The 11975-nt window shown below is 64.6% G+C and carries 9 protein-coding genes; 5 read left to right on the plus strand and 4 right to left on the minus strand.

Translation table 11 applies throughout. The features are described from left to right. Positions 1 to 82: 82 nt before the first annotated feature. On the minus strand, positions 83 to 1948 hold the full coding sequence (locus tag CUJ86_RS01865) for an Nramp family divalent metal transporter (protein WP_130645859.1): 1866 nt from the start codon (positions 1946 to 1948) through the stop codon (positions 83 to 85). Positions 1949 to 2147: 199 nt separating this feature from the next. On the opposite strand from CUJ86_RS01865, the gene CUJ86_RS01870 reads away from it, so the two are divergent. Next, the gene (locus tag CUJ86_RS01870; RefSeq protein ID WP_130645860.1) at positions 2148 to 2648 is read left to right on the plus strand and encodes a VOC family protein; all 501 of its coding nucleotides are present in this window, start codon (positions 2148 to 2150) and stop codon (positions 2646 to 2648) included. Positions 2649 to 3227: 579 nt separating this feature from the next. Here the strand turns inward: CUJ86_RS01870 and CUJ86_RS01875 are convergent. The 3 genes from CUJ86_RS01875 to CUJ86_RS01885 all read right to left on the minus strand — a co-directional run bounded on the left by CUJ86_RS01875 (position 3228) and on the right by CUJ86_RS01885 (position 8444). Beyond that, positions 3228 to 5234 carry a CHAD domain-containing protein gene (locus CUJ86_RS01875; protein WP_130645861.1) on the minus strand — a complete coding sequence of 669 codons (2007 nt, stop codon included), beginning with the start codon at positions 5232 to 5234 and terminating at the stop codon, positions 3228 to 3230. Continuing rightward, the gene (ppk1, locus tag CUJ86_RS01880; RefSeq protein WP_130645862.1) at positions 5215 to 7332 is read right to left on the minus strand and encodes a polyphosphate kinase 1; all 2118 of its coding nucleotides are present in this window, start codon (positions 7330 to 7332) and stop codon (positions 5215 to 5217) included. Before ppk1 ends, CUJ86_RS01875 begins: the two co-directional genes overlap by 20 nt. Positions 7333 to 7415: 83 nt before the next feature. Further along, a complete protein-coding gene (locus tag CUJ86_RS01885) occupies positions 7416 to 8444 on the minus strand; it encodes an acyltransferase family protein (RefSeq protein ID WP_165394732.1) in 1029 nt (342 codons plus the stop codon). A 97-nt stretch (positions 8445 to 8541) separates the two neighbouring features. Between CUJ86_RS01885 and CUJ86_RS01890 the strand changes: the two genes are divergently transcribed. From CUJ86_RS01890 to CUJ86_RS01905, 4 genes are read left to right on the plus strand one after another with little or no spacing between them, the layout of a single operon-like run. Further along, positions 8542 to 9561 carry a type II glyceraldehyde-3-phosphate dehydrogenase gene (locus CUJ86_RS01890; RefSeq protein WP_130645864.1) on the plus strand — a complete coding sequence of 340 codons (1020 nt, stop codon included), beginning with the start codon at positions 8542 to 8544 and terminating at the stop codon, positions 9559 to 9561. Positions 9562 to 9598: 37 nt separating this feature from the next. Then, positions 9599 to 10540 (plus strand): tyrosine--tRNA ligase, encoded by a 942-nt coding sequence (locus CUJ86_RS01895; protein WP_130645865.1) that lies wholly within the window; start codon positions 9599 to 9601, stop codon positions 10538 to 10540. A gap of 4 nt (positions 10541 to 10544) precedes the next feature. Beyond that, complete coding sequence (locus CUJ86_RS01900; protein WP_130646207.1) at positions 10545 to 11336, plus strand: serine protein kinase RIO; 792 nt, start codon at positions 10545 to 10547, stop codon at positions 11334 to 11336. A gap of 4 nt (positions 11337 to 11340) precedes the next feature. Next, positions 11341 to 11883, plus strand: a complete 543-nt coding sequence (locus CUJ86_RS01905) for a KH domain-containing protein (protein ID WP_130645866.1) — start codon at positions 11341 to 11343, stop codon at positions 11881 to 11883. Positions 11884 to 11975 lie beyond the last annotated feature (92 nt).

An 11975-nucleotide genomic window follows, 5' to 3' on the forward strand; every position in this document is an offset into this window, starting at 1 on the left:
CGATCTATCGATTCCGGCGGCAAGGCACAATAAACCCATTATTTCCACTGGAGATGCCGGGAAAAAAGAGCCTTAAATCCATTCAGCGCTCCTTATCCCCATCTTTCTCTATCCAGGTGCCGTTCAAACCCTCGATGCCCCGTTCCCGCACCACATACTGGAAAAGGATGAGGCCGCAGGCATTGCTCAGGATCATCGTGAGCAGCGTGGTGCGGGCAGTGGCGATGACGAGGTCGAGCGGCGCACCGGTGAGGAGCGGCACCAGCACCAGGATATGGATCACCTCCACCAGCACCGAGAGGCCGAAGAGCCGGAAATAGGTGAACCGCCCGTGCCAGCGGCGGGAGAGCATGCCGGCGATGATCCCGGCGACCACCGGTGACAACGAGCAGGGCAGCACCGTCCAGCCCCCGAGGCCGTAGCGATAGGCCCCGCCGATGAGTCCGGCACAGGCGCCGACGATGGGGCCGCCGATGATCCCGGCGATCAGGGGACCGAGGTCACGGAAGTTGACGATCAGCCCCCCGACTTCGATCCCCCGGAAGGTGCCGTAGACCGAGAGCATCCCGAAGATCAGCACCAGCCAGACCTGATCGGTGAGGGTGAGACGGCGGACAACCATGCCGCGGAGCACCCCGGATCCCGAAATCAGATAGATGACCAGTACGACGACGGCGATCCGCTCCAGGAGGGGGACACCGAACTGGAGGATCGTCGCCTCCTTCAGGAGGGCCATCAGCAGGAAGAGCAGACTGCCCGCCGCCATGACGACGGTCCAGAGGGGGGAGCCGCGGGCATAGGAGGGGAGGTGCGTATCCAGGTAGAGGAGGATGAAGCCGGTGACGGCAAAGGCGATCGAGGCCAGCGCCGAGATCGAGCGGATCAGCAGGGTGGGTTCATCGAAGAAGACGGCGATGACGATGATGAAGGCGAAGACGAGCAGGCCCCCGCGGTAGAGGTGCTTCTCGGAATGGCGGGTGTCGGTGGTGGAACGGAGGATGGAGGCGATCGCCGAGGCTCGACCGTCGACACCGCCGATGATCCCGCCCATCAGGGTGAAGTAGCCGGTGATCAGGAAGATTTCGGTTGCCAGGGGGATGTCGTCGAGCACCGTCCAGACGGCGGTCAGGATATTCTCCTCGTGCGCCGCCGCCCCGGTCGTCGTCGCCCACCCGAGCGCCAGGAAGCCGATGGCTGCGACACCGATCAGCAGGAAGGCGAGCACGAGGTCGAGATTGACGCCGGCCATGAACCTCCTGAAGTTTGCCTCCCCGTGGCGGTCGCCGATCTTCCGGTGAAGCCACCCCGAATAGAGCAGGATGTTCAGCCCGCCGCCGACCGCCCCCATCAGGGCCATGATCTCCACGAGCATGTGGTCGTGCACCGCGGGCACGAGCCCGGAGGCCACCTCATGGACGGGAAGGGAGATGGAGAAGAGGGAGATGAGGGTACCGGCCACAAGCCCGATCGCCATCGCCACGGTCACCCGCTCCACGAGGGAATAATTGTCCATCCAGAGGAGGGCGAAGACCAGGACCAGGGTGAGGAGGGCGAAGACGTCCGAGGACACCGCAAGCCCGGTCAGGGCGCAGAGGAATATGCCGGATATCGCTGCAATACCGCCATAGGCCACCATCTCCATCGTATAGATGAGCATGATGAAGGCCACCTCCCAGTTGCGGGGTCCGGGGATCCGCCGGAGTCCCTGGAAGATGTCCTCGCCGGTGGCCACGGTGTAGCGGGCGATGCCGGTTGTAAAAGCAAATTTGAAGATGAGAGCCGCCAGAACGACCCAGAGAAGGGAAAACCCGTGTTCCGCTCCGCCGAGCAGGATCTCGGCGAGACCGCTCTCCCCGCTGACGGTGATGGCCAGGAGGAGACCGGGGCCGATGAAGGGGAGGCGGTCCCTGAGGGAGGGAGGGAGACGGCGGCAGAATCGTTGAATCATGAATTATCCTGAGCATACAAGTCTGGAGAGCAGAAGAAAAAAGGTGCCGATCTGTTCTGTTATCCGGGTGAGGGGAGGGCGGCATGGAGCATCCGGGCAAGGTTGGTTGAGGTCGCATTGAGAGGGCAGTAAATGGCGGACCAGCGCCTCTGGAATGAATATTCGGCAGGTATATATACCCCAGGCAGAATTCCAGGGCATGGCAGAAAATACGACGTTCTCCTACCATTCGACCGTCCTGTTCGTGGAGGACGTGGAGCGATCGAAGGAGTTCTACACGCAGGTGATGGGGGAGGAGATCGACCTGGACCTGGGGAGGAACATCATATTCAGGAGCGGAGTCGGCATATGGGAGGGGGGCTTTGCCCGCGGGGTGATATTCGGCGATGCCGGGAGCGAGAGCGAAAACAACAATTTTTCATCGAAACGGATGCTCGAACTGTATTATGAGACCGACGACATGGACCGGAGCGTGGAGGCCATCGAGGCGGTCGGAGTCGAATGGGTGCACCGGGTGGTCGAGCAGCCCTGGTGCCAGCGGACGATCCGTTTCCTGGACCCCGACGGCCACATGATCGAGATCGGCGAGAGGATGGACGTCTGCGCCAGACGCCTCGCCGGGACCGGGAAGACGCCGGAGGAGATCGCCGCCGCAACCACCCTGCCCCTCGAGGTCGTCCGCCAGATGCTCCGGGGTTGAGAAGAGGCAAATTGCTCTTCCCGAAATAGCACCGTAGGGCGGTTTTGAGCGAAGGTTCGGAGGGGAAATTCCGCCCCGGACAAAACGCCTCCACCTCCTTCCACCGATATCCTCTATCCCCCCCATCCCACTGAGGGGGGTGGGTCCGGGAGGGGGTGTCCCCTCCCGGTCGGGAGCGATAAGCGGTGACGGGGGGTTCCACCCCCCGTTCCCCCCGGTCGATGCGATAGGGGCGGGGCGGGCCAGATTGAACACCGGAGGAGAACATCCGCCCCCGAAAAACGCCACCGCCCCCTTCCACCGATATCCCCAATCCCCCCCTATCCCACTGAGGGGGGTGGGTCCGGGGGGGTTCTCCCCTCCCGGTCGGGGGCGATAAGCGGTGACGGGGGGTTCCACCCCCCGTTCCCCCCGGTCAATGCGATAGGGGCGGGCCAGATTGAACACCGGAGGAGAACATCCGCCCCGGACAAAACGCCACCGCCCCCTTCCACCGATATCCTCTATCCCCCCCTATCCCATCGACGGGTGAGGGTCCGGGAGGGGGTGTCCCCCTCCCGGTCAGGGGTGGATCGCCCTTCAGTCACCCCCGCTATGATCCCCCACCGAGCACGTGACCGAAAGCCCCTCTGGAGCGGGTTCCGCGGTCCCTTCCCCACCCAGGCGGACGGAGTCCAGGGACCGGCCCTCCCGGAACATCCGGGCGAACCCGGTCGGCAGACCGGCCTCGAAGACGGCGGCCACCGTGCGGTCGACGTTATAAGGGATGCGGAGATGGCAGATGGAGAAGGGATCGGTCTGGAGGAGGGCATAACAGGCCCTCGGGTCGCCGTCGTCCTGCCGCCCGACGCTGCCGGTGTTCACGAACCAGACACCGCCGACCTCTCGCACCGAGGGGCGGTGGGCGTGCCCGGAGACCACGATATCGGCGTCTGCCAGGGCAGCGATCTCCTGGAGACGGAACACCGGGGTTTCGGCGTCGAGATATTCGTCCGGGCTCTCCGGGCTGCCGTGGCAGAGCAGGATCCGCCGCTCCCCGACGGAGAAGCGCCGCTGGGCGGGCAGGGACCCGAGATAGAGCCGAGACTCCTTTGAAATGTTGTCGTAGGCCCACTGCATCGCAACCCGTTTCTGCCGGTCCTTCGGGAGGCGTTTCTTCTTCCCCTTCCCGGCGAGCACCTGCAGGTCATAGTTCCCGGCCACCGAACGGACGGCGTTCTGCCTGAGCGCCCCAACGCTCGCCTCGGGGAAGGGTCCGTAGCCCACGGCATCGCCGGCGTCCAGCACCGCCACCGCCCCGCGGGAGCGGGCGTCCTCCAGCACCGCCTGCAGGGCAGGGAGGTTGGCATGCACATCGCCGATCAGGGCGATCGTCACACCGCCGCCCCCTTCAGGCACCGGCAGGGCCTCGGTTGCCGCCTGCCGCAGGGCAGCGTCGAGGGCCTCGTCCAGCCCCTCCCGGTAACCCGAGCCCCGCAATTCCTGCCAGTAGGCCGAGAACTCGTCGAAGAGCTCCCGGCGCCGCTTCATCCGCTCCTCCCTGAGGTGGAGAACGCCGGGCTCCACCAGACGCATCATGCCGTCGTGCCCGAAATAGGCGACGCAGCGTTCCCGCTCCTCCTCCAGGAAGCGGAGGACGTAGTCGGCCCAGACGTCGCAGTCATGGATGTCGCCGAGATAGTCCTGCATCCGCTTGACCGATTTTATTGCGTCCTTCAGCCCGTCCGGATAGAGGGGGCCGAAGATCTCCATCGTGTACCTGAGCCGTTTGGCGGCTATCCGCATCGCATGATGCTCAAGAATCGCATCCGGATCAGAGACGCAGCCCTCATGGGAGAAGAGTTCGTCCTGCCTGAGCGAGATATGGATGTAGCCCTGCTCGAAGGCATAACGGGAGTGGACGTCCGTCGCCGCCATCCGTCCCCGCACCTCCACCTCGCGGCAGACGTCGGCGATCTCCGCCGCCACCCCGCTCCCCTCCAGGGCGTCCATCGCCGCCGCCACATCGGGCTGGATCGCCTGGCGGTGCTGGGCGAGTCTGAGCAGGAGGCACTCGAGCCCGGGTCTGAGGGGCGCCGTCCCGGGCGCCGGATCGGCCGGCACCGGCAGTGGGGCCTCGGGGGACGCCGGGGAGGCAGGACGGCCGAGAACCCGGTCGAAGAGACGGGCGATCCGACCGCGCGGACGCAGCTGTTCGGGGGCGGGCGCGGGTTCAGGTGTGCCCCCCTCGATCGAGAAGAGGGGGCGGGCGGCGGGAGGGGCCGGATCGCCCGGGAGATCGGCGATATAGGAGCGGAGAAAATCGATCTGCACGTCCGCATCCCGCGCCTCCCCCAGGGAGCGGGTCACCCCCTTGATCTGGCGACGCCAGCGTTTGTAGACCGGCGCACCGAAACATTCCGAAAACAGGGGCATCGCCGCCCGCAACCGCCGCGAGGCCACCCGCATCCGGTGGATGTACTCGATGTCCTCTGCCGCCCTCACCCCCTCGATCTCGACGGCCATATTCTCGGCCTGTTTTTTGAGGATGCCGGCGCCGAAGAGACAGTAACCGGCGTCCGCGGTCTCAGGAGTCCGGGCGGCCATGCCAGATTCCCCTGTTCGCGATCAGCCAGTCCTGCGACGAGAGGGGGTCTGCACCCGCCTCGGGCACCGCCCGCTCATACCCCCCGTCCGGACGGAGCCAGCGCCCCTTCACCGTGTCCCCGAAGTGGACGTCGAAGATCTCTTTGAGCTCGGCGGCAATCCGCGGATCCGGCACCGGGAAGAGCACCTCCACCCTCCGTTTGACGTTTCTTGGCATCATGTCCGAGGAGCCGAGCAGCACCTCGGGAGTGCCGCCGTTCCCGAAATAGTAGATCCGGGCATGCTCCAGGAACCGCCCCACGATCGAGAGCACCCGGATATTCTCCGATACCCCGGGTATGCCCGGGCGCAGGGCGCAGAGGCCCCGCACGTTCAGGTCCACCCGCACCCCGGCCTGCGAGGCGCGGTAGAGCGCCGCAATGATCTCCCGGTCCAGCAGGCCATTGAGCTTCCATGCGATATGACCGTCGCCATGTTCACGCTGCCGCCCGATCTCCCGCTCGATCCGCTCCAGGATCCCGGACTTGAGCCCCTCCGGGGCGACCAGCAGACAGCGGTAGTCCGGCAAACGGCTATAGCCGGTGAGGGAGTTGAAGAGGAGGCTCACATCGTCCCCGATCGCCCGGTCGGTCGTGACATAGGAGAGGTCGCCATAGATCCGGGTCGTCACGGCATTGTAGTTGCCGGAGCTGATGTGCACCACGCGCTGGATCCCGTCCCGGTGTTTCCTGACCACCATGCAGACCTTTGCATGCACCTTCAGGGAGGGGTGGCCGAGCACCACGTGCACGCCGGCCCGCTCCAGGGTCCGCGCCCAGGAAATATTGTCCCGTTCATCGAACTTCGCCTTCAGTTCGACGAGCACCGTCACCTGTTTGCCGTTCTGCCGCGCCTCCAGGATCGCCTCAATGATCGGCGAACCGGGATCGATCCGGTAGAGGGTGATCTTGATCGCCAGCACCGAGGGGTCGGCGGCCGCCCATTCCAGGAATCGGACGACACTCCCGAAGCTGTCGTAGGGGTGATAGAGGAGGAGGTCGCTCTTCGCAAGCCGTTCGGCGGCGTCCTCCGGCGGGTCGAGCAGGAGCGGGACGGCCGGCAGGAAGGGGACATCCTTGCGCTCCGGACGGTTGAGGGCATGGAGGCACCAGAGGTCGGAAAGGGCGAGCGGGGCCGCCGAGACATACACATCGCTCTCCGAGAGGGCCAGGCGGGCTGTGAGCAGGGAAACGATATCGGGCGGCATCGAGGCGGCGACCTCCAGGCGGACGGCGGCGGCCATCGTCCTGGACGCCACCCCCTCCTCCACGGCGGTGAGCAGGTCGGCCCCCTCCTCGATCCGCACATCGATCTCGGCGTCCCGAGTCACCCGGAATGGCCATGCCCCCTCCACCCGCACACCCGGAAATAGGAGGTCGAGGTTCTCGGCGACCACGTCCTCCAGGAAGATGAGATGCTGCTCCCCGCTCCCCCGCCGCACCGGATAGAGGCGCGGGAAGAGGCCGGCCGGCACCTTCACCCGGGCAAACCGGCGCTGTTCATCGCCGTCCCGGACCGCCACCGCCAGCGAAAGGCAGAGGCTCGAAATAAAGGGGAAAGGGCGGGCGGCGTCGAAGGCCATCGGGGTCAGGGCGGGCAGCACCCGTTCGGCAAAGGTCCTTCGCAGGTCGGCGCACTCCTCCACCGTCAGGTCGTCCATCGCCCGGACCACGATGCCGGCGTCACCGAGCGCCGGCCGGATCTCCTCCTCCCAGCAGCGGGCATAGGCCGGATAGAGACCGCAGACCTCCTCCCGGATCGCCGCCAGCTGTTCGCCCGGGGTCATGCCGTCGGCCGGACGTTCGAGTACCCCCCCGGCGACCTGGTGGAGGAGACCGGCCACCCGCACCATGAAGAACTCGTCCAGGTTGCTCCCGCAGATCGCCAGGAACTTCACCCGCTCCAGCAGGGGATGGGCGACATCCTCCGCCTCCTCGAGCACGCGGCGGTTGAAGGCAAGCCACGAGACCTCCCTGTTGATATACAGGGAGGGATCGTCGAGATCCCTGACGCATTCCACGCACCCATCAGGCTCCTGATCGGTCTCCGGCCCTATCATCGGTTCACACTATAGGCACACGGGAAAATAAGGTTTGGTCCTCATAAACTCTACGAAACCTATAGACAGTGCCGCCCACACCGTCACTCCCGCACCGAGCGGGAGAGGCGCACCGGCGCCAGCGCAACCTGCTTGAGGGCAAGGGCGCGCCGCTCGATGAACACCCAGGAGCAGACGGCAAAAGGAGCCGTCAGGATGATGGAGAGCGCTGCAAACACCGGCAGGGAGAGGGACGTGCCCAGGAAGAGCACGATCGTCTGCTGGATCGGGTAGGCATAGATGTACATCCCGTACGAGAAATCGCCGTGCCGCCCGAAGGCGTTCAGGGCCGGCACCGGCAGGTGGGCGAACCAGAGCACGGCATAGGGGACGGCGATGAGGGCGACGAAGGAGAACAGCGGTGTCGCCGCCGACGCCACCAGGGCGAGCAGGAGCAGGAAGACCGCCCCGCCGTCGTACCTGAGGTTCGGGTGGTGGAGGGAGAGGTATGCCCCGATCAGGAAATAGAGGGTGAAGCGTATCTTTGAAAGGGAGGGATCGGCATACCAGATCCCCCAGAGCAGGAGGTTGGCGGCGATCAGCCCGAAAAGAACGCTTTTTTTCCTGAGCAGACCCGCCATCCCGAAAACGGCGACGATCACGTACATCGAGAACTCCACCGGGATCGTCCAGAGGGAGGCGTTCACATAGGTGATCGGGTTGGCCGTAAACAGCCCGAGCGACGACCCGTCCTCAAAGAACGGCGCCTCCGAGAGATTTCCGGGGGAGAGGAGGGCATGGAGATACTCCGCCGGGGAGAGGGAGGTGGCGATCGGGCCGACCACGAGCAGGGTGAAGAGCACAGCGGCGATCAGACCCGGAAACACTCTCAGGGAGCGTTTCCAGAAAAAGCGGACCGGGTCGGGCTGAGCGCACCAGCTCTGCGGTATCAGGTAGCCGCTGACCGTGAACAGCGCCGCCAGGGCGGCATACCCCACGAGCACCAGGGGGCAGAACGCCGGCATCGCCAGATACCCGACCTGCAGGGCATAGGCATGGGAGACGATGATGATCAGGGCGGCAACGAGACGCAGGAGGTCGAAATTGTTCTCGTGCCGGATGGCGGTCCGCATCTCATCAGGGATGGGCGTGTGGGACATAAAGAGATGCCCGTGAATGGGACGGCGGGGCAGCAACCTTTATCTGCTTGTGTTCTTACTGAAGCTTTACATGATAAAGGTCGCAATCAACGGATACGGCACCATCGGAAAGCGCGTTGCCGATGCGGTCGCCGCACAGCCCGACATGGAGGTCATCGGGGTCTCCAAGACAAAACCGAGCGCCGAGGCCTATGTAGCGAACCGCCGCGGCTACCCCCTCTACATCGCCGAGATGAGCAAGCGGCAGGCCTTCGATGACGCCGGCATCGAGGTCGCCGGCGACATCGCCGACATGATCAAGCACGCCGACGTGGTGGTGGACGCCACCCCCGGCGGCATCGGGGCGAAGAACAAGAAACTCTATGAGCTCTACGGGGTCAAGGCGATCTGGCAGGGCGGCGAGGACCATGAGGTGGCGGGCTTCTCCTTCTGCTCCTCCTGCAACTTCACCGAGGCAAAGAACCGCCAGTTCGTCCGGGTGGTCTCCTGCAACACCACCGGCCTCTGCCGGATCATCCATGCCCTGGACGAGCGCTTCGGGGTCGGACGGGTGCGTGCCACGATGGTCCGCCGGGGATCCGACCCCGGCGAAGTGAAGAAGGGACCGGTGGACGCCATCGTCCTCAACCCGGTGAAGGTGCCGAGTCACCACGGCCCTGACGTCCAGACCGTTCTGCCGGAGATCGACATCACCACCATGGCGATGATCGTCCCGACCACCTTCATGCACATGCACGCCCTCCAGATGGACCTGAAGAGCGACGCCACCCGCGAGGAGGTGCTCGAGATCGTGGAGCGCCACCCGCGGATGGGTCTGGTGCGGGGCGGCACCGGCATCACCAGCACCGCCGAACTCAAGGAGTACGCCCAGGACCTCGGGCGCCACCGCGCCGACCTCTACGAGAACTGCATCTTCGCCGACTCCATCGGACTCGTGGGCAGGGAAATCTTCCTCTTCCAGGCGATCCACCAGGAGGCCGACGTGGTGGTGGAGAACATCGACGCCATCAGGGCGATGATGAACGGCGCCGACGAGGCGGCGATCTCCATCGAAATGACCAACAGAGCACTCGGTTTCTCCGCCATCTGAAGAAGGATTAATCCTCTTCACCACCCCATTCCTGAGTATGGATCCATACTCCCTTGCCACGCGCAATACCGTCGAGATTGTCACCGACGAGGAGCTGCGGGCCCTCCTCCAGCGGCCCGTCCGGCGGGTCTACGCCGGCTACGAGCCCTCCGGGGAGATCCATCTCGGCCACATGGTGACGGTAAACAAGCTGATCGACCTCCAGCAGGCCGGTTTCGAGGTGACCGTCCTCCTCGCCGACCTCCACGCCTTCTTAAACCACAAGGGCACCCTGGAGGAGGTGCGGGAGACCGCCGAATACAACCGCCGCTGCTTCGAGGCCCTCGGGCTGAAGCAGGCGCGCTATGTGATGGGCACTGACCTGCAGCTCCACCCCGACTACGAGCTCCTGGTGCTCCAGCTCTCCCAGGAGGTGACCGTGAACCGGGCGCGGCGTTCGATGGACGAGGTCGGGCGGAACATGGACCACCCTGCGGTCTCGCAGCTCGTCTACCCGATCATGCAGATGGCCGATATCGCCATGCTCGGCGTGGACGCCGCTGTCGGCGGGATCGACCAGCGCAAGATCCATATGCTCGCCAGGGAGCACCTCCCCGGCATGGGATACCCCTCGCCGGTCTGCATCCACACCCCCATCCTGAACGGCCTGGACGGCAAGAAGATGTCCTCCTCGGCCGGCAACCTCATCTCGGTCGCCGACAGCGAGGACGATATCAGGCGGAAGATGAAGAAGGCATTCTGCCCACCGGAGATCGAGGAGAACCCCGTGCTCCAGGTGCTCCAGTACCATATCGTCCCCCGCTTCGAGCGCCTGGTCATGCACCGGCCCGCAAAGTTCGGCGGCGACCTGGAGTTCGCCTCCTATGCCGAACTGGAGGCTGCCTATGCCGCCGGTGCGGTCCACCCCCTCGACCTGAAGGGAATGACCGCCGACTACCTGGTGGAGATGCTTGCCGGCGTCCACGACGCGGTGGCGTGATCCGATGGCCGGGGCGCGGGACGGAAGGGAGTTCGACCGGCGCCTGGAGGAGATGGGGGTCCGCATCAAGGACGCCGACTCCAGGAAGGTGCGCGGTGAGGTCTTCGACGAGGTGACCCTGCTCGCCCTCTACCGCCTCGTCCATAAGAAGAAACTCTCTGCAATCGGGGGCTCGATCTCCACCGGCAAGGAGGCGAACGTCTTCATCGCCGAACGGGACGGTCAACCCGCCGCCGTGAAGATCTACCGGATCAGGACGGCGAATTTCAAGGCGATGGCCGAATACATCCTGGGCGATCCCAGGTTTGCGTCGGTGCGGCGGACCAGGAAGGACATCGTCTTCACCTGGACCAAAAAGGAGTTTTCAAACCTGAAACGGGCGCACGACGCCGGCGTGCCGGTGCCTGAGCCCTATGCCTTCGACCGCAACATCCTGATCATGGAGTTCATCGGCGAGGGCGAGGCGCCGGCGCCGCAGCTCCGCACCGCCGATATCCCGGACCCACAGGCCACATACCGGGAGATCATCGACCATATCGCCCGTCTCTACCAGGAGGCGCGGCTGGTCCACGGCGACCTGAGTGAATTCAATATACTCTGGCAGGACAAACCCTATATCATCGATATGGGCCAGGCGGTCACCCGCGACCACCCCAATGCCGGCACCTTTCTGATCAGGGATATCAGGAATATCAACCGGTTTTTCTCAAACCTCTGCGATATCGAGGACGAGGACGGGATCATGCGGAGCGTGACCGGCGGAACAGTCCGAAAACTCTCAGATAGGGAGGAATGATACCATGACACAACAGGAGATCAGGATCGGTGCACAGCGGATTGGCGCCCTCATCGGAAAGGCTGGCGCCACAAAACGGAAACTGGAGGAGGAGACCGGGGCAACGATCACCATCGACAGCGAGGAGGGCGAGGTGCGGATCGAGGGCGAGGACCCGGTGGGCGTGCTCCGCGCCACCGACGTGGTCACCGCCATCAGCCGCGGCTTCTCACCAGAACGGGCCTTCCGCCTCCTCGAGGACGAGGACATGGTCCTCGACATCATCGACCTCACCGATGTCGACCCCTCCCCGAAGCAGCAGGAGCGCCTGCGCGGCCGGATCATCGGGAAGGGCGGAAAGGCCAGAGAGCAGATCGAGAACATGACCGGCGTCGAAATCTCGGTGGCCGGAAAGACGGTGGCGATCATCGCCAGCCCCGATCACCTGAAGAACGCCCGCACCGCCATCGAGATGCTGATCAACGGCGTCCCGCACGAGGCGGTCTTCTCGTTCCTGGAGAAGAAGCGGCGGGAGGAGCGGGAGAACATCCTGGACTACTATTATTAGTCCGGCCCCCGTGATTTCCCATGGAGTCCGACATACACAATCCACAATATATCGCGCAAAATACCGTACCAATCCCATTTTTCGACTGGAAA

Origin of the sequence: Methanofollis fontis, assembly GCF_004297185.1 — an archaeon.
GTDB classification, from domain to species: domain Archaea; phylum Halobacteriota; class Methanomicrobia; order Methanomicrobiales; family Methanofollaceae; genus Methanofollis; species Methanofollis fontis.